Source organism: Paenibacillus enshidis (assembly GCF_042136365.1).
GTDB classification, from domain to species: Bacteria; Bacillota; Bacilli; order Paenibacillales; family Paenibacillaceae; genus Paenibacillus; species Paenibacillus enshidis.
Map to the genome: position 1 here is coordinate 116,135 of NZ_JBHHMI010000004.1, position 18,260 is coordinate 134,394.

Below are 18,260 nucleotides of genomic sequence, written 5' to 3' on the forward strand. Positions count from 1 at the left end.
GTGCTTGCGGATGCTCTAGAAAAATGGGATTATATGCACATAGGAATCTTAAAGTGCATTTATCTTATTCTAGCGAAAGGCATGCGGCTAGCTGGTGCAATTGCCCTATCAGCTTCCGCTTCTTTCTTCCAACTCTTCTGTTATCACTTTCTCCTTGCATTTTCAACCATTTTCAAATGGGATTTTCAAATGTATTGGCAAAACGGCAACCGGGTAGTATATTGTAGGAAAGGAAACATCATATTTAGGAAAATATTCATAGAATACTTCACTCTCCACCAATTTTTTAAGATATAAGAAAATATAACTTCTGAGGAACCCGGATTTTTTTGAGCACCTTTTGTTTGAATCAAGCAGCTTTTGCAGCAAGGGAGCAGAGTGAACATGAAGGTAATTCTTATCGACGATGAACTTCTTGCAATCGAGTTCCTGGAGCGACAACTGATGAAGCTTCCGGACATTGAAATCGTAGGGACATATTCTGATGTGAAGTCTGGAAGGGCAGAGATATTACATAAAGCTGTTGATGTTATTTTCCTCGATATCAGTATGCCTGAAATGAGCGGAATTGAGTTGGCTGAGGACATTGTGAGAAGCAAGCCGGATGTTTCCATTGTGTTTGTTACAGCTTTTCATGATTATGCAGTGCAGGCATTTGAATTGGAAGCGCTTGATTATGTTGTGAAGCCGGTAAGCGTACAGCGGTTGGCCAAAACGATTGAAAGAATTCAAAAACGCACCAATAACCAGCTTGTAATCGGGGAAGCCGCTGAGAAGCCTGCGTTGCCGTCCTCCATTCGCATCCAGTTGTTCCGGCAGCTGATGATCGAACGGCCCCCAGGCGAGCTTAAGCTGTTGCAGTGGCGCACTAACAAGGCCCAGGAATTATTTCTGTATTTGCTGCAGTACCGTGGACAGCCTGTCCGCAAGTCTATGCTCGTTGAGGTTCTGTGGCCGGACTACGAAATAGACAGAGTGTATGCGCAGTTGTATAACACGGTTTATCATGTACGGCAAACGCTGCGTCCATTCACGGATTACGTAAAGCTCGAAACGGTTGCAGAGGGCTATATTCTACAATTGCAGAACGTTCTGGTCGATGTTGATGAATGGAAGAGCTTGCAAACTGCGCTGACTGCCCCTTCAATGGAAGCTGTAAAAGACTATCTGAGGGTGATCGAAGCCTATACTGGAGATTATCTCGGGGAATATGACTACTGGTGGTTGGAGAGTGAGCGGGAACGTCTGAAAGCGTTGTGGCTGCACACGTCATTTGCCCTCGCAGGATGGTATGAAGAGCAGGGACTGACTGGTGAAGCGGAAAAATGTTTTCTAAAGATTTGCGACATATTCCCTCAAGAAGAAACATCCCATTTCGCATTAATGCAAATCTATGCCGGCCAGCAGATGAACAATAAAGTGCTGCTTCAGTACAGCAGGCTAGAAAGCGTGATGCAGGAGGAACTGGGGGTAGAACCTAGTATTCATATTGTCGAGTGGTATGAGGCATGGAAAAAGAAAATGAAAATATATATATAACCAGCCCCTTTAAATCTGGGTCTTCCAGATTAGGAGCTGGTTTTTTTATGCCGTTTTTGTTGATGCAGGTCTTACAATTCTGTAAAGGATATGTAGAGAGTTGGTTCGTACAATGTTCATTGTTCCATTTTGCAGAGGAAGGTGGTTCATTTCAGAAACATGAACAGAAAATTTCTAGCCATGATCATGGCCTGGGTGCTCGTTCTTCACATGATATCCGTGGCCGGAGTGCTGCCGGTGCAATTGACCGGACTGGTCATTTTGACTCTGGGCATCTGGTTGAAATTTCGTAAAAGACAATCGAAAGAGTAGCTGGTTTATACCTGAGACACTAACAAATTCCCCTATCAGTTGTTATAATCGATTGTATGATCAATTGGATTGTTAGTTTATAGTCAAAGGGTTGGATGTTTTTGCAAAAGCTTATTGATTCGTTAACTCCCCCAAAAATGATAGGGCTTCTGCTGCTGTTTATTGCTGTTTTGATAGGATTAAGGCTGCTTTGGCTCGTTTTTTGCATAGAGCCGCCAACACCTTCAGCGAAGCAGGGCGTTCTTGATCTGCGGGGCTTGTCCTTTGACGAGAAGCGTGTTGTAACGTTAAACGGAGAATGGGAATTTTACCCCGGGAAATTCCTGACACCTCAAGCCGCTGAGAGAGAAGAGGGCAGGGAGATTAAGCGATGGATTCAGGTTCCCGGCGCCTGGAAGCAGGCGACCGATACGGGAACCAATACTGGAACAGGAACATATCGGCTGCGGATTTTAATAGATGACCCGCATGTGACTTATGGAATTCGGGTATTGAGCATCCAGACGGCTTCAAGATTATATATTGACGGCAATTTAGCAAGGGAGAATGGCCAACCGGCTGAGGTCCGCTCGCAAAATCATGCGAGAAATATTCCGTTCTCGGAATTTTTTCAGCCAGATGCAAGAGAAATCGAGCTTGTCGTTCATGTGTCCAATTTCGATTATCCCTATGCTGGAGGCATTACCAAGGCAATCAAACTGGGGACGGCGACAGCCGTATCGTTTCAAACGCTTTTAACGCAGGTTATGCAGCTAATGGTGTCCATAGTCATTCTGATGTTTGTATTTTTTAGCGCCATATTGTTTATTATGGGATATCGAAAAAAAACAGTGCTTTTTTTCGCAGTGCTGCTTGTTTGTGCACTGACAGGCATGCTGATGGACGATGACCGGCTGCTTGTGGAATGGTTCCCCATGGATTTAATGTGGGAAGTTAAAATCAGGCTAATAAGCTATATGGGAATTGGTTTAAGCTTGATTTGGTTCGGACATGCGATGTTTGCTTCGGGAACACACACAAGGTTTATGCGCTGGGTCAATGTCTTCGGTGTGGTAGCCATACTGATTGCGATCATTCTTCCGATAGATTTTATAGTTTATCAGCGCAAATTTCTATTGGTTTTCGCACTGATGAATATTGTCATGCTTCCATACTTTGTGATTCGTGCTATTCGGCGAGGAGAGAAGGATGCTTTCATTTTGCTGCTGTCGGCAACTGCCGTCTCGATCAACCAACTGATCGGCGGAATCATCAAAGCTTATTTATGGCAGGAAATGCCCTATTATCCGTTCGATCTGATTATTGCGTTCCTCGGCTTTGCCGCTTTTTGGTTCAATCGTTTTTACCAGAATACGCTGCGGGTGCAAAAGCTGGCTGATGATCTGCAAAAGGCGGACAAGCTGAAGGACGACTTTTTGGCAAATACGTCCCATGAGCTCCGCAATCCTCTGCACGGCATTATTAACATGGCACAGTCGGTTCTGGACCAAGCCAGGGGTAAGCTGGAGCCTAAAAGCGAGGGGCAACTGGAGCTGCTGATCAATGTCAGCCGGAGAATGTCGCTGCTTCTGAACGATTTGCTGGATGTGACCTTGCTGAAGGAACAAAACTTTCGTTTGAATAAGGGACAGGTTAACCTGCATGGGCTGGCATCCGGTGTAACGGATATGCTGCGCTATTTGGCGGAAGGGAAGCGGCTTAAGCTTGTCATTGATATACCGGCGGATTTTCCGCGTGTGGTCGCGGATGAAAATCGGCTGGTGCAGATTCTGTTTAATCTGGTACATAACGCAATCAAGTATACAGAGGAGGGTTTTATTGCCATTTGCTCCGAATTGAAGGACGGTAAAGCGGTGATCCGTATCAAGGATACCGGGATCGGCATGGATGAAGAGACACAGCAGCGGATATTGAAGCCTTATGAACGCGGCGATTCGGGGATGACCGCGACTGGCGGTGGTATCGGGCTTGGTCTCAGCGTTACAAAGCAGCTGGTTGAGCTTCATGGCGGGACCTTGGAAATTCATTCTGTCCCGGGACAAGGATCGGAGTTCGCGTTTACCCTTGAAGTGCAATTCGGCCTTGCGGAGCTGGAAGCGGCGCCGGTGGCCGAAATCGAGGCGGGACGGGGGTCTCGTATGCTCCGGGAGGACGGACGTGACGGGAAGCCTTATCCACTGCCGCAAGCAGCGGATTCTGCACCGGCGGACCTGCAAGCATCTTCGGACAAGTGCAGACCCAAAATATTGGTGGTGGATGATGATCCGGTTAATCTGGGAATCCTCGGCGATATGCTCATTTGGGAGCACTATGACATTACCTCCGCAATAAGCGGCAAGGAAGCGCTGGTCCGGCTTCATCAAGGGCAATGGGATCTGGTGATCTCAGATGTGATGATGCCGCACATGTCCGGGTATGAATTGACGAAGTCAATCCGGCGCCAATTCTCAATTTCCGAGCTTCCGGTCATTCTCCTGACCGCAAGGAATCAGCCGGAAGACGTGCAGGCTGCTTTTGCCGCAGGAGCGAATGACTATGTAACCAAGCCTGTGGGAGCTATGGAGCTGAAGCTGCGCATCCGCGCATGGGTCGATCTGAAGCAATCGGTCGGCGAACGTCTGCGCATGGAGGCCGCTTGGCTGCAAGCGCAAATACAGCCCCATTTTTTACATAATGCGCTTAATACGATCGCTTCCCTCAGTGAGGTGGACACGGATCGAATGGTCGCTCTTCTCAATGAGTTTGGAAATTACCTGCGCCGAAGCTTCGACCCGATCAATATGAACCAGTTGCTGCCGCTTGACTATGAACTGGAGCTGCTGCGATCATATCTGTATATTGAAAAAGAACGCTTTGGCAGCAGAATCAATGTACAGTGGGATATTGCCAAGAGGGTGCACGGCTCTGTGCAGATTCCGCCGTTATCCGTGCAGACCCTGGTTGAGAACGCATTAAAGCATGGGATTCTGCCCAAGAACAACGGGGGAACGGTCATCATTGCCGTAACAGATTGGCCGAACTGGACTGAAATCACGGTTAAGGACGATGGAGTTGGCATGGACGGCAAGCGGCTGCTGGAAATTTTTCAGCCAAGCCCCGATTCAACCGAAGGAGTTGGGCTGAAGAACACCGATAGACGCCTGCGGCAGCTATACGGCAGAGGACTGCAAATCAACAGCAGTCCGGGAAAGGGGACAATGGTTTCTTTCGCGGTCCCTAAGACACCAGAAGAGAGCTAGAGCCGCGATAAGCGGTTTTTTCTCGTGCAACGGGCAGTTGTATCTTTGGTGAGAAAATCGTTACAAGTAATTTGAAAACGGCAAATGAGCAGGAGTTAAAAGGCAGACGATTTAATGCTAAGGGGGGATAAGATGAAGATTGTTGTTGCTGCTGATTCGGACTGTGGGTATATACGAGGGCATGACCGCCATATTTCAGGGAGTTTGATACAGGTGAAAATAAGAGCAAAAGAAATATATATTGTGCGTGACGAGAATGAAATTAATATCGGCTGGATGAGATTCGGATATTTTTGGGATAACACCCCTTTCATGAACATGCTCTGGATCGATGAGCAGCACCGGGGCAAGGGAGCCGGCAGGATGGTTGTCCACTTTTGGGAACATGAAATGAAAAACAACGGCTATAAATTGATGATGACATCTACTCAGGCCAATGAAGAGGCACAGCATTATTACAGGAAGCTGGGATACCGGAACGCTGGATGTTTAATACTCGAAAATGAACCGATGGAGATCATTCTGACCAAAAAACTTTGAAGGATTGTCCGTGTCATCTGTACTTACCCATGCAGGGGTCTGACTGTCATATTCGCGCTGCAGGTGCTTGACTTCATCAATCAGCTCTGGACCGATTGCTGCATTGAACTGTTCATACAAGGGCGTCCACGCGGTTCGCCATTCCTGTAAAGTCCTTTCATCGGGATATATGATCTCCATGCCGGAGGATTCCTGAATGCTGCTCCACTGCTTACGGTTAATATCCGTTGCATTGCGGTTGGCCCATCTTTCTGTTTCCTCCATAGCGCTCTGAATTTGCCGCTGCAGGTCCGGTGGGAGCTCTTCCCAGAACTGCCTGTTCATTAATACACCGTACCCCAGATAACTGTGGTTCGTAACCGTTAAATACTGTTGTACCTCGTAAAGCCGTTTGGAATAGATGTTGGAAATCGTGTTCTCCTCGGCATCCACAGTGCCATTCTCCACATTTCTGTAGATTTGATTGAAGGGCAGCGGATAGGTTGTGGCACCCAGCGAGCGGTATTGCTCCTGAATGACAAGGCTTGGCTGAATGCGCATCTTCCGATTGCGCACATCCTGCGGATGCACGATGGCCGCATTGCTGGAGGTGATCTGGCGGAACCCGTTGCCCCAGAATGCCATGGCGATCATTCCTTGCTGTTCTGCCGACTTTTTCATCTCCTCTCCAATCCTTCCCTGAAAAGCGGCCATCACCGCCTCTTCATTCGGATAAGCGAATGGCAGGTCCATCACCATCCACTCCGGAATGGCCTCGGCAATATTCGAGAAGCTGGGCGCGATCATTTGCACATTGCCGTTGTGCAGTGCTTCCATTTCATCGCTTTCGTTATAGAGGGACGCATTGGGGAACAGCTCCACATGCACCCGATTCCCGGTTTTATTCTCGACGAGATGTTTGAATTTTTCCGCAGCCTGCCCTTTCGGCGTATTCTCTGCAACGGAATAGCTGAATTTAATGACAATATCTTCGTGCAGCCCGGTCTGTTCATCGTCATAAACGAGCGGATCGGCGGGCAAATAGGAATAAAAGCCGATGGCAGCGGCTGTCAGCAGTCCAAACATGACAAAAAGGCCAATGCCCCAAAATGATTTCATGATCTTCATTCCCCCGGTTGCTCAACAGAATGCTTATAGTTTATCATACGCTAAGGGTTTTGTTGCAAACGGTACCAATTACTTTTCAGCTTTGAGGCATTGGGGGGATAATGTGCGCAAAGGACTCCGGATTAAAGGGAAAATTACGATCCTGTCATTTTGCATCGTTCTGTTTGCCCTCAGCATCGGCGGCATTATTCTGACAGGTCATATCGCCTTGCTCAAGGAGGAGGAGCTGGGGCAGCGTCTGCTTGTCACAGCCCGGACGGTGGCGGAAATGCCTGCAGTGGTGGAGGGTCTCACGGAGAAAGGCAAGCGTCCAGTCCTCCAGGATGTTGCCGAACGAATCCGGATTGTCAATAACACAGACTATATTGTTATTATGGACATGAATGCAATCCGCTGGACGCATCCGGCAAACCGGCTGATCGGCACCAAATCCGGCGGCGCCGATGAACGGGCCGCTTTTGCAGAGCATACGTATTTGTCAAAGGCCAAAGGGGAAGAAGGCACCGCGCTGCGCGCGTTTGCGCCCGTGATGAACGAAGAGCGCGAGCAAGTGGGGGTCGTCCTTGCTGGCAAGCTGCTGCCGACACTGGGTACCTTAATTGAAAGCATGCTTGGTGAAATTTATGTAATTTCGCTGCTGACGCTGTTGTTTGGCATATGGGGCTCCTGGCTGCTTGCGAGTCATATCAAGAAACGGATGTTCGAGCTCGAACCGGAAGAGATTGCAAGGCTGCTCGTGGAGCGGACAGCCACCTTTCAGGCGATGCATGAAGGGATTGTGGCGATTGACAGTGAGGAGAAGATCACCATATTTAACGAAAAGGCCAGGGAAATGCTGCGTGTCCAGGGGGATGTGATCGGACGTCCGGTCCGGGAGGTGCTGCCGGATTCCAGGCTTCCGGCCACATTGCAGACGAACCGGCCTCTGTATAATCACACCGATTTTATCGGTCCGGCCCATATTGTAAGCACCCGCGTTCCGATCACGGTCAAAGGCAGGGTGGTCGGTGCGGTATCGATCTTCCAGGACCGGACGGAAGTGACACGAATGGCGGAGGAACTGACCGGTGTCAAAGCGTTTGTAGAAGCGCTGCGGGTACAGAGCCATGAATATATGAACAAGCTTCATACTGTGGGTGGGTTGCTTCAGCTTGGGGATGAACAGCGTGCGCTTACCTATTTGTATGAGGTGGTCGAGCAGCAGGAGGGGCTGCTGCGTTTCGTGAACCAGCGCATTCACGTCGACAGCATCGCCGGTCTTCTGCTCGGGAAGATCAGCCGCGGCAAGGAGCTCGGGATCGGAGTGAGGCTGGACAGTCACAGCTGGCTTGAAGAACTGCCGGCAGGTCTTGACCATCATGACATGGTAGTTGTGCTGGGCAATCTGGTGGAAAATGCGTTTGATGCTCTGCAGGATAAGCAGGGCCCCACAGAGGTGTTTCTGAGCATAGAACAGAATGCGGAGGTCTGCTCTGTGCTGATTGAGGATAACGGCCCCGGCATGAGCCAGGAGACCCGCGCCAGATGGTTTGAGATGGGGTATACGACGAAACAGGGTGAGCATCGGGGGATCGGCATGCACCTTGTGCACAGCATCGTTGATGCGGCTGGCGGGACGATAGCCATGGACTCGGATGAAGGAGAAGGTACGAGCATTATGATTACACTGCCGATGCAGCGGGAGGAGGGCAATGATGGGGAAAAACGAGCCGATGAGCGTCGTCCTGATTGAAGATGATTCGATGGTCCTCGAAATTCACAGGCAGTTTATTGAGAAAGCAGGACCGTATAGAGTCATGGGCACGGCCACAAACGGATTAGACGGTATGGAATTGCTGCGCAGGCTGAAGCCTGAGCTGGCGATTCTCGATATGTACATGCCTGTGCAGGATGGATTGACGACACTCCGCCAGCTGCGTCAGGAGCAGTTGAATATCGATGTGATTGCGATCACGGCGGCGAGCGACCCGGAGACGGTTCGCCGGGTGCTGCAGCTCGGGGCCGTGGATTATATTATGAAGCCTTTTCAATTCGAGCGGGTCAAGCAGGCTTTGGTGCAATACACGGCCAAGCGAAGCAGGCTTGCGGGCGGTGCTTCCCTGTCGCAGCCTGAGCTGGACCGATTGCTTCATGGCCGGGAACGGCCAGAGCCTACTGGGGCGGCTCAGGAGGAACAGGGGCTGCCAAAGGGACTGCAGGTGATGACGCTGCGTCAGATCATCGCTTTTATGGGGGAGCAGAATGGCTCCCGTTCCGCGGAGGAGGTCGCGGAGGGGACAGGCCTGGCACGAGTAACGGCCCGCCGCTATCTGGAGTATTTGCAGAAAAAAGGCGTCCTTTTGCTGGATGTCCAATACGGCGGAGTCGGCAGGCCTGTTAACCGTTATAAACTGGGTGACAAGACAAGGTGAATACATGTCGATAAGAAGCATACGCTTCGGTGCTGAAAACCTGACTTTTTGAACACGCACTTATAGTTTTTTTTCTGTGCAATTAAGAGGTGCAAGTGTTCCAAAAGGGTTCCTCGACGGTTTTTAGCTGGATGTTCTCCTCGAGGGGAGGTTCCATACGTGAAACTGTGCGTCCGTTATTTCTTATTTTTCCTAATAAATCGTAAACGGTTCTGATTTCATCCGGACGGACGACTACTTCTTCCCCATGCTCCCCTTGCACCTTAAAACGCCAAGTTTTTTCTTCCATTGATCCCACTCCTTTGTGTTCATTTCTTTGTGTAATTCCATCATAATCGGGGTAGAGGATCATGTATAATGAAGCTATCTGATAGGGATCCATCATCATAAGTGATGGCGAGCGAAGAGAGGGGGAAGTGCCGGACATGGATATTGGTGTTCTGAAGGTGTTTCGGACGGTTGCCGAGGAAGGGAGTATTTCAAAAGCGGCTCATCGGCTCAATTATGTGCAATCGAATGTGACGGCCAGAATTCAGCAGTTGGAGCAGGAACTGAAGACCCCGCTCGTCTACCGGCACAGCCGTGGTATTACGTTGACCTCTGCAGGTCAAACCCTCCTGGAGTACACGGAAAAAATTTTGAATCTGCTGGAGGAGGCGGAAAAAGCGGTTCAGGATACCCCTGTTCCGAAAGGCTCGATAACGATAGGTTCGGATACGACGGCTGCCGTGCGCCTGCCCGCCATTTTGTCTGCTTATCGCGGCAAATTTCCTGAAGTCGAGGTCCATCTGGAAATCGGACGAAACGAGCAGCTCATCACTGCTGTTCTGCAGTATGCCGTTAACGGGGCCTTTGTGGATGGACCGGTCGGTCATCCGGAAATCGTGCAGGAGCTCGTTATTCACGAGAGCTTGGGCCTCATCATCCCGGAGGCGATGGAATTTCGCGGGCTAACCTCGATTCAGGACATGACTTTGCTGGTCTTGAACGAGGATTGTATCTACAGTCACCGGCTGAAAGAATGGCTGCGGGACGAAGGGTTCCGATTGGCAAAGGTTATGCAGTTCGGGACGATGGAAGGGCTGCTGGGATGTGTGAAAGCGGGCATTGGATTTTCCATTTTGCCTATATCCTATTTTGAGAAGATGAACGTGAAGGACGGCATCCGCTGTTATCCATTTCCGGAACGATACGGAGAAGTCCCGACTGTTTTTATCAGACGGCATGATCTGTATATGACGAGCGCCTTCCAGAAATTTATAGATGAGCTGAAATTGCAGCTTTTGGGGTCGATGCTTTTTTTACCCAATCTGAAATCACAGGAGTAGCGATTTATTTTGAATTTTTTAGGTAGGGGAACGCACGCAGCAGCGGAGAGGACGAAGCAATTCCGGAAAAGCGGAGCGGTCGCCTTTGGCCCGAAGGGTCAACAGCGATTGTAGGAATGCTTCGTTCTCGGAGCGTCTCAAAAGCGTCTCAAAACCTCTAAAATTCATCATATCGCCTGCCATGAGACCTAAATGAACAAAAAGAACAAAACGGCCAAATTATTCACACCAACCAATGTAAGCGGTATCATTTTGTCTATGATATAGATCACAAAAGGGGGTGTGCATTTCATGAGGCTATGGAAAAACCTGTCTGTTCAGGTTCTGACAGCGATTGTTCTGGGGATTATCTTTGGCATTCTGTACCCGCAATTTGCTGACCAGATGAAGATTATCAGTGACATTTTCATTAAAATGATCAAAATGGTCATCGCCCCGATTGTGTTTATGACGATCGTAATCGGCTTCGCCAACATGGGTGACATGAAAAAAATCGGCCGGATTGGCGGCAAGGCCTTGCTGTATTTTGAGATTGTGACGACGCTGGCCATGGCGATCGGTGTTGCCGTCATGTATCTTGTACGGCCCGGCGAGGGTATGAGCACCCAGGGCGTGCAGGCAGAAGCGGTAGCCAAGTTTCAGGAGCAGGCAGCGGAATCAAGCCACGGATTTCTTGATTTTATCGTTGGCATCGTTCCGGACAATGCGATAGGCGCTTTTACAGGAGGGGACATGCTGCCCGTGTTGTTCTTCTCCGTCCTGTTTGGTCTCGCCATGGCAGGCTTGGGTGAGAAAGCAAAGCCGGTTACCCATTTTCTTGAAAGCGCTAACGAAATCTTCTTCCGCATTGTCGCCATGATTATGAAGGTATCTCCATTCGCAGCCTTTGGCGCGATGGCTTATACTATCGGCAAATTTGGTGTAGGCTCCCTGTTCTCGATCGGCAAAATGATGGGTTCGGTCTACATCACGATGTTTTTGTTCATCGTGATCGTGCTCGGTCTGATTGCGCGGATGAACGGGTTCAGCCTGTTCAAGCTGCTGCGATTTATCCGGGAAGAGCTGCTGCTTGTACTGGGAACATCATCCTCCGAATCGGCTCTGCCACGTGTCATGAACAAGCTGGAGAAGTTCGGCTGCTCCAAACCGGTGGTAGGTTTGGTGGTGCCGACAGGATACTCCTTTAATCTGGACGGCACCTCCATTTACTTGTCCATGGCGGCGATGTTCATTGCCCAGGCCTATGGCGTAGAGCTGACCATTACGCAGGTGCTGGTGCTGCTTGGTGTCCTGATGCTGACCTCGAAGGGAGCAGCGGGTGTTACCGGCTCCGGGTTTGTAACGCTGGCTGCGACGCTCGCGGCCATACCGAACAACGTCATTCCGGTCGAAGGCATGGCGCTGCTGCTGGGGGTGGACCGCTTTATGTCTGAAGCGCGTGCGATTACGAATATCGTGGGCAACAGTGTGGCAACGGTCGTCATTGCGAAGAGCGAGAAGGAATTTACCCCGCCGGAGGAGCAGGGGCTGGAGCTCGGGACCGTCCGTTCCCTGCAAGGGGAAAGCACCGATCCGGCTGTATAAGTTTAATCGACCATATCCTATGAAAAGACAGGGAGCCTATTGGCTGTTCCCTGTCTTTATTTTTCCACATCTGTCGAATGAGGCAAGTTCAATGCAGGCACATCAAGAAAATATTGAATAGCCAGTGCGCATGCTCCCAGAATGGGGGATTTTTCTCCGATAGAGGAAATGAGCAGATTTTTATAATGACCCGTTTTTGAAGTCAGTTTCTGTTTAATTTTATGGATTGAATCCGGATAAATGCGCAAAAGCTCGCTATCAACAATGATCGTCTCGGGATTAAAAATATTAATGATATTGTTAATGCCGATAGAGAGAAAATAAATAAATTGTTCCATCGTATCCAGAACCTCCGGGTCCTCGCTGATAACCCAGTTGCTGACCTGCTCGTACGTAACTTGAGGCAGCTGCTTTTGCTGCGCCAAAGCGGCCAGGACAGATGCTTCAGAGGCGTACTTTTCCCAGCAGCCTTTATTTCCGCATTCACAGGGTCTGCCGTCCGGCATAACGATCATATGGCCGATTTCACCAGCAAATCCATCATGGCCACGATAAAATTTGTTGTTTATGATCATCCCGAGACCGATGCCCGAATAGAGTGTGAGGGATAGGAGACTGTCCGCTTCATGATGACAAAATACACTTTCGGCAAAAGAACTCAGGTTTGCATTGTTTTCAAGATGGACATCAATGCCAACGGCCTTTTCCAAATCGTTTTTCAACGTTACGCTGCTCCAGCCCAGACGGGGAATATAATGAATTTCTTCATTCGAAGAGACCAGGCCGTGAACTGCTACTACTATACCTACGATGCCATACCTGCTATCAGAATAATCTTGAACGTATTTAGAAATATGCTGGGTTAGAAGCGGCAGAATTTCATGATATTCGGTAGTGTCAACATGGATGGTAGTAAAAGATAGCGAATTACCTAACAAATCAGTAACAAGGAATGAAATATGCCCTGCATCGAGATCGATTGCCAGTGCATAACCTGTCTTAGCATTAATAGAGAGCATAATAGGTCTGCGCCCGACGGAGTTATGCTCCAGCTGCTGCTCTACGATAAGTTCTTCGTCTAACAGATCGGCAACCTGCACGGAAATAGTGGCACGTGTCAAGGCTGTCAGTTTTGAAAGATCCGCCCTTGAGATCATTCCTTCCTTAGCAATTTCTTTAATTATAAGTGATCGGTTAATTTTTTTTATATAAGAAGCATCGCCTGTAATCATCTAATTCCTCCAGTTTGTAAACAGTTATACATATTCCATCTTCCAGTATAACACTTAAACTATTGAAAAACTTGCCTTATAAAATAAACGATTGACACGACAAAAATAACTTGCTAATGTTATCTTAATCATTAATTTGTTTATTGAACTAATTAATTATGTAAGGGATTACATCAAGTAAAAATTCAGAGAAGGAGGGGTGGAATTTGAAGTCATTTATGGAGCCTGATTTTCTTTTGAATACAGCAACCGCTTTTGAACTGTTTGAAAATAAAGTGAGGCAGCTGCCGATTTTCGATTTTCATTGTCATCTGGATCCTAAAGAAATTTGGGAAAACAAACCATACTCTAATCTCACTCAGTTATGGCTAGGGGGAGATCATTATAAGTGGCGGGCTATGAGAATGAATGGAATCGGTGAAAGGTTTATTTCCGGAGAAGCAGAAGACTGGGAGAAATTCCAGGCCTGGGCGGAGACCGTTCCCCATTTGGTTGGCAACCCGCTGTATCACTGGACGCATCTGGAGCTTAGAAGATTTTTCGGGATTGAGAAGGTGTTAGGCCCAGCTACCGCTCGCGAAATTTGGGAGGAATGCAACGACAAGCTGCAGCAGGCGGGATTTACACCAAGAGCCTTCATTGAAAAAGCGAATGTAAAGTTCATTGGCACAACGGATGATCCGCTGTCCCAGCTTGAATTCCACAAACTTTTGAACGAAGATGCATCTTTCGAGCCCGTTATCGCTCCTACCTTCCGCCCGGATAAAGCGCTTCATATTGATGATCCGGCATTCGAGTCATGGATAGATCGTTTGCATTTCGTCACCGGGTATCCAATTGAACATGTAAGGGATCTGGTAGCCGCCTTGAAGCAACGGATTGATTATTTTCATGAACATGGGGCGCGCGCATCGGACCATGATATCCAGAAGCTTCATTTTATCGACGTGCCATTGGAAGCAGCGGAGAGAGTTTTCACAAAAAGGTTGAGTGGTCATCAACCGCTCGATGAGGAGGAAATATCGATTTACCGTTCCTGTCTTCTCAAAGAGTTGGGTAAATTGTACGCTGAGAAAAAATGGGTCATGCAGCTTCACATGGGGGCCATGAGAAACAATAATACAAAAATGAAAACGCTTCTCGGTGCGGATGCAGGCTTTGATTCCATTGGCGAGTCTAACTTTGCAGAGGGGCTTTCCCGTTACCTGGATGCCCTTGACCGGGAGGATGCTCTCCCGAGAACCGTTCTATTTAACCTGAATCCCAAAGATAATGCCATTCTGGCCGGCATGATGGGGAACTATTATGAGGAAGGGGTTCCCGGAAAAATACAGTTTGGTTCCGGATGGTGGTTTAATGACCACATTGACGGAATGGAAAAACAAATGAAGGATTTGGCGAATACGGGTCTGCTGAGCCATTTCATAGGTATGCTTACGGATTCCCGGAGTTTTCTCTCATATGCCCGTCATGAATATTTCCGCCGTATCCTGTGCAATCTGCTGGGTGAGTGGGTAGAACAGGGACTGGTTCCAAACGACATGGACCAAATTGGGCGATTGGCGCAAAACGTTAGTTATTATAATGCCCGTCAATTTTTCCTCCAAAGATAACGCAATTATTGAACAAGGGGTGCTGTATATGCTGTATCCGATTATGACTGAAACGCGCAGCTTGCTTGATCTGAATGGAGTGTGGAGCTTCAAGCTGGATCAAGGCACAGGTTTTACAGAAAAATGGTATAAGTCCAGGTTAAAAGATACGATTCCTATGGCGGTTCCTTCCTCATTTAATGACATTGGTGTAACCGCTGTCATTCGGGATCATGTAGGCTGGGTATGGTACGAAAGAGAATTTACATTGCCCGGTGTCATGCTGAACGAACGGATCGTATTAAGATTTGGATCAGCTACGCATACGGCCAAGGTATATGTAAACGGTGAATTGGTTGTCGAGCACAAAGGGGGATTCCTGCCCTTCGAAGCTGTTCTTAATGATTATATTCAAGCCGGGCCAAACAGATTGACTGTGGCCGTTAATAACATTGTTGATTATTCGACACTGCCTGTAGGGCTTTATACGGAAATTGAGCTTTCAGGAGGCGGCAAAAAGCTAAAAAACCGGCCCAATTTCGATTTCTTCAATTATGCAGGAATTCAGCGCCCAGTGAAGATTTACACTACACCTCAAACATTTATTCAAGATGTCACAATTGTCACGGATATAGACGGTAATTCAGGTGTTGTGAATTATATTGTAGATGTTGCAGGCTCTGCACACGTTCGTGTAACCGTGGTTGATGAAGATGGTCAGGCGGTTGCTGCAGCCGATGGCGCGAAAGGTACTATAAGGATCTCCGATGTACGGTTATGGCAGCCTTTGAACGCTTATTTATATACACTGAAAATCGAGCTTGTTCAGGATAACAGCTTGATCGACGTGTATGAACAACCCTTTGGCGTAAGAACTGTGGAAGTTAAGAACGGCCAGTTCCTCATTAATAATAAACCGTTCTATTTTAAAGGATTCGGCAAGCATGAAGACACGCCTATTCACGGCAGGGGGATGGATGAAGCTTCCAATATCATGGACTTTAACCTGATGAAATGGACGGGAGCTAATTCCTTCCGTACCGCTCATTATCCCTATGCGGAAGAGACCATGCGTCTCGCCGATCGGGAAGGGTTTGTAGTCATCGACGAAACTTCCGCTGTAGGTCTGGACCTGAATTTTCTGGTCATGTTAGCCGGTGGTGAGAAGAAAAATACTTGGCAAGAAGTGCAGACTTTTGAGCATCATAAGCAGGTTATTAAGGAATTAGTCAGACGTGACAAAAATCATCCTTGTGTAGTGATGTGGAATGTAGCCAATGAGCCGGCTTCTTATGAAGAAGGCGCCTATGAATACTTCAAACCGCTTATTGAACTGATGAGGGAAGCGGATCCGCAAAAACGTCCGGTTACCCTGGTCACTCATGTTGAGGCTTCGCCGAAGGCGGATAAAATTGCAGATTTGGTGGATGTGCTTGCGTTCAATCGTTATTACGGCTGGTATATTGACGGAGGAGATCTGGAATCAGCGCAGGTTAAATTGCGCGAGGAACTTAACAGCTGGTTGCAGCGTTGTCCTGGCAAGCCAATCATGATGACTGAATACGGAGCCGATACGGTAGCAGGACTCCATGATGTGGAGCCAATCATGTTCACAGAAGAATACCAAGTGGAGTTTTACAGAACAAACCATGAAGTGTTTGATGAAATTGATCATTTCGTAGGGGAACAGGTATGGAATTTTGCTGATTTTGCTACAAGCCAGGGAATCATTCGTGTGCAGGGGAATAAAAAAGGGATCTTTACCCGGGATCGCAAACCGAAAGCGGCTGCCCATGAATTAAGGAAACGATGGACCCAAATCCCTGATTTCGGCTATAAAAAGAGTGAGTAAAATTTTAGATTATTGAACTTATTAAATATACAGTGAGATGTCTACACTTATTTTTCCGGGGGGACAAACATGAGTACTGAGAAAAGCCTCGAAAACTTGAATATTGAGCAATCTGGTGCAAAGATCAGAAAGTTTGGGCTCAGAGACAAAATCGGGTATCTCTTAGGAGATTTAGGCAACGACTTTTTCTTTATGCTCGTAGGATCGTATTTGATGGTATTCTATACGGACATTATGGGAATCAGCCCGGTTGCTGTAGGGGTTCTGTTTATGGTTGCAAGGCTGTGGGATGCACTCGCCGACATTTCATGGGGCAGATTTATTGATACAAGAAAACCGGGCAAACACGGGAAGTTCCGGCCCTGGATTTTCAGAATGTCATTTCCGCTGGTCATAAGCGGGGTATTAATGTTTATTCATATTCCCGGAATGTCAGACGGCTTTTATCTTGCTTATGCCTATGTCACGTATATTGTATGGGGCACTTTGTACAGCACTGTCAATATTCCGTACGGATCCATGGCATCCGTCATCACTGGCAATCCTGTTGAACGTACGACCTTATCTACGTTCCGTACGCTGGGAGCGACCATCGCTCAATTGTTTATCAACGCAATTGCCCCTTTAATTGTCTTTGTAGACAACAAGTTAGATGCAAACCGGATATTACTTGCTGCCATTCTTTTCGCCATTTTGTCCTTGACTTCTTATATCGGATGTTTCCGATTATCTACAGAGCGGATTACGTCCAACAATTCAAGTATCAAGACACAGTCCTCTATGTCTGCAACGCTAAAAGGATTGGTGAAAAACAAGCCTTTGATTTCAATTTTGGTTGCTTCGTTAATATTCATGGTATTTCTGATCTTAATTTCAACTGCCAACGTATATTTGTTCAAAGACTATTTTGGTAGCGCTTCAGCATTAAGTCTGGTGGGCGTTATGCAGGTGGCGACCGTACTCATAGCCATTCCGTTAGCAAAGCCTCTTGTTGCGAGATTTGGCAAGAAAGAGGTTACCTCTGCCGGTTTGCTTCTGACTGTCATGGTATACGGCATCCTGTACTTTTTACCGGATCTTACAGCAACTCAATTTGTGAGTGTCTCAGCTATCGGCATGTTTGGATACGCTTTCTTTAATTTGATGATCTGGGCTTTTGTAACGGACATTATTGATTATCATGAGTCTTTAACAGGTTTGAGGGAAGACGGGACCATCTATTCTGTTTACTCATTTTCCCGCAAGGTTGGTCAAGCGGTTGCCGGCGGAGTTGGCGGCTTCGCCATCGGTCTTGTAGGCTACAATGTTAATCTTGAAGTCCAGGATCAGAAAACACTGGATGGAATCCATATGCTGGGTACACTGGCGCCAGCGATTATTGTACTGGTTGTATTTTTAATTATTGCTCTCATTTATCCGTTAAGCAAAAATCGAACTCTTCAGCTTGCCGAGGATTTGAAGAGAAAAAGAAACGGTTAAGTTATGAGAGAATGGCTACAAAGCTTCTATATTTAGTGGGGGCAC

The 18,260-nt window shown here is 47.8% G+C and carries 14 protein-coding genes; 11 read left to right on the plus strand and 3 right to left on the minus strand.

Annotation, left to right across the window (positions count from 1 at the left end):
- Positions 1-384 precede the first annotated feature (384 nt).
- The 4 genes from ACE41H_RS06680 (at position 385) to ACE41H_RS06695 (ending at position 5,630) form a co-directional block, all read left to right on the plus strand.
- Positions 385-1,539 carry a response regulator gene (locus tag ACE41H_RS06680; RefSeq protein ID WP_375354196.1) on the plus strand — a complete coding sequence of 385 codons (1,155 nt, stop codon included), beginning with the start codon at positions 385-387 and terminating at the stop codon, positions 1,537-1,539.
- 159 nt (positions 1,540-1,698) lie between these two features.
- Positions 1,699-1,851, plus strand: a complete 153-nt coding sequence (locus ACE41H_RS06685) for a hypothetical protein (protein WP_375354197.1) — start codon at positions 1,699-1,701, stop codon at positions 1,849-1,851.
- Positions 1,852-1,952: 101 nt separating this feature from the next.
- Positions 1,953-5,090 carry a hybrid sensor histidine kinase/response regulator gene (locus ACE41H_RS06690; protein ID WP_375354198.1) on the plus strand — a complete coding sequence of 1,046 codons (3,138 nt, stop codon included), beginning with the start codon at positions 1,953-1,955 and terminating at the stop codon, positions 5,088-5,090.
- A 132-nt stretch (positions 5,091-5,222) separates the two neighbouring features.
- On the plus strand, positions 5,223-5,630 hold the full coding sequence (locus tag ACE41H_RS06695; RefSeq protein ID WP_375354200.1) for a GNAT family N-acetyltransferase: 408 nt from the start codon (positions 5,223-5,225) through the stop codon (positions 5,628-5,630).
- Here the strand turns inward: ACE41H_RS06695 and ACE41H_RS06700 are convergent.
- Positions 5,580-6,728 (minus strand): DctP family TRAP transporter solute-binding subunit, encoded by a 1,149-nt coding sequence (locus ACE41H_RS06700; RefSeq protein WP_375354201.1) that lies wholly within the window; start codon positions 6,726-6,728, stop codon positions 5,580-5,582. The two genes, ACE41H_RS06695 and ACE41H_RS06700, sit on opposite strands and share 51 nt — an antisense overlap.
- A 112-nt stretch (positions 6,729-6,840) precedes the next feature.
- On the opposite strand from ACE41H_RS06700, the gene ACE41H_RS06705 reads away from it, so the two are divergent.
- Together ACE41H_RS06705 and ACE41H_RS06710 are read left to right on the plus strand one after the other, a co-directional pair.
- The gene (locus ACE41H_RS06705) at positions 6,841-8,469 is read left to right on the plus strand and encodes an ATP-binding protein (RefSeq protein ID WP_375354203.1); all 1,629 of its coding nucleotides are present in this window, start codon (positions 6,841-6,843) and stop codon (positions 8,467-8,469) included.
- The gene (locus ACE41H_RS06710) at positions 8,432-9,148 is read left to right on the plus strand and encodes a response regulator (protein WP_375354499.1); all 717 of its coding nucleotides are present in this window, start codon (positions 8,432-8,434) and stop codon (positions 9,146-9,148) included. The genes ACE41H_RS06705 and ACE41H_RS06710 overlap by 38 nt, the downstream gene beginning before the upstream one ends.
- 82 nt (positions 9,149-9,230) lie before the next feature.
- On the opposite strand, the gene ACE41H_RS06715 is transcribed toward ACE41H_RS06710, so the two are convergent.
- The gene (locus ACE41H_RS06715; RefSeq protein WP_375354204.1) at positions 9,231-9,437 is read right to left on the minus strand and encodes a hypothetical protein; all 207 of its coding nucleotides are present in this window, start codon (positions 9,435-9,437) and stop codon (positions 9,231-9,233) included.
- A 136-nt stretch (positions 9,438-9,573) separates the two neighbouring features.
- Here ACE41H_RS06715 and ACE41H_RS06720 point away from each other — a divergent pair, with 136 nt between their 5' ends.
- Both ACE41H_RS06720 and dctA read left to right on the plus strand, forming a co-directional pair.
- Positions 9,574-10,476: a LysR family transcriptional regulator gene (locus ACE41H_RS06720; protein WP_375354205.1), complete on the plus strand. Its 903-nt coding sequence runs from the start codon at positions 9,574-9,576 to the stop codon at positions 10,474-10,476.
- Positions 10,477-10,767: 291 nt separating this feature from the next.
- On the plus strand, positions 10,768-12,060 hold the full coding sequence (gene dctA, locus ACE41H_RS06725) for a C4-dicarboxylate transporter DctA (protein ID WP_375354206.1): 1,293 nt from the start codon (positions 10,768-10,770) through the stop codon (positions 12,058-12,060).
- A gap of 56 nt (positions 12,061-12,116) precedes the next feature.
- On the opposite strand, the gene ACE41H_RS06730 is transcribed toward dctA, so the two are convergent.
- On the minus strand, positions 12,117-13,292 hold the full coding sequence (locus ACE41H_RS06730; RefSeq protein WP_375354207.1) for an ROK family protein: 1,176 nt from the start codon (positions 13,290-13,292) through the stop codon (positions 12,117-12,119).
- A 206-nt stretch (positions 13,293-13,498) separates the two neighbouring features.
- On the opposite strand from ACE41H_RS06730, the gene uxaC reads away from it, so the two are divergent.
- The 3 genes from uxaC (at position 13,499) to ACE41H_RS06745 (ending at position 18,215) form a co-directional block, all read left to right on the plus strand.
- Positions 13,499-14,905, plus strand: coding sequence for a glucuronate isomerase (gene uxaC / locus ACE41H_RS06735; protein ID WP_375354208.1), 1,407 nt, complete (start codon positions 13,499-13,501; stop codon positions 14,903-14,905).
- Between the two features lie 28 nt (positions 14,906-14,933).
- The gene (gene uidA, locus ACE41H_RS06740; RefSeq protein WP_375354209.1) at positions 14,934-16,736 is read left to right on the plus strand and encodes a beta-glucuronidase; all 1,803 of its coding nucleotides are present in this window, start codon (positions 14,934-14,936) and stop codon (positions 16,734-16,736) included.
- Positions 16,737-16,805: 69 nt separating this feature from the next.
- The gene (locus ACE41H_RS06745; protein ID WP_375354210.1) at positions 16,806-18,215 is read left to right on the plus strand and encodes an MFS transporter; all 1,410 of its coding nucleotides are present in this window, start codon (positions 16,806-16,808) and stop codon (positions 18,213-18,215) included.
- Positions 18,216-18,260 lie beyond the last annotated feature (45 nt).

Excerpts from the sequence above, each read along its gene's own strand:
- ACE41H_RS06680 (WP_375354196.1), top strand. The coding sequence starts at position 385 with ATGAAGGTAATTCTTATCGACGATGAACTTCTTGCAATCGAGTTCCTG.
- ACE41H_RS06685 (WP_375354197.1), top strand. The coding sequence starts at position 1,699 with ATGAACAGAAAATTTCTAGCCATGATCATGGCCTGGGTGCTCGTTCTT.
- ACE41H_RS06695 (WP_375354200.1), top strand. The coding sequence starts at position 5,223 with ATGAAGATTGTTGTTGCTGCTGATTCGGACTGTGGGTATATACGAGGG.
- ACE41H_RS06700 (WP_375354201.1), bottom strand. The coding sequence starts at position 6,728 with ATGAAATCATTTTGGGGCATTGGCCTTTTTGTCATGTTTGGACTGCTG.
- ACE41H_RS06710 (WP_375354499.1), top strand. The coding sequence starts at position 8,432 with ATGGGGAAAAACGAGCCGATGAGCGTCGTCCTGATTGAAGATGATTCG.
- ACE41H_RS06715 (WP_375354204.1), bottom strand. The coding sequence starts at position 9,437 with ATGGAAGAAAAAACTTGGCGTTTTAAGGTGCAAGGGGAGCATGGGGAA.
- ACE41H_RS06720 (WP_375354205.1), top strand. The coding sequence starts at position 9,574 with ATGGATATTGGTGTTCTGAAGGTGTTTCGGACGGTTGCCGAGGAAGGG.
- dctA (WP_375354206.1), top strand. The coding sequence starts at position 10,768 with ATGAGGCTATGGAAAAACCTGTCTGTTCAGGTTCTGACAGCGATTGTT.
- ACE41H_RS06730 (WP_375354207.1), bottom strand. The coding sequence starts at position 13,292 with ATGATTACAGGCGATGCTTCTTATATAAAAAAAATTAACCGATCACTT.
- uidA (WP_375354209.1), top strand. The coding sequence starts at position 14,934 with ATGCTGTATCCGATTATGACTGAAACGCGCAGCTTGCTTGATCTGAAT.
- ACE41H_RS06745 (WP_375354210.1), top strand. The coding sequence starts at position 16,806 with ATGAGTACTGAGAAAAGCCTCGAAAACTTGAATATTGAGCAATCTGGT.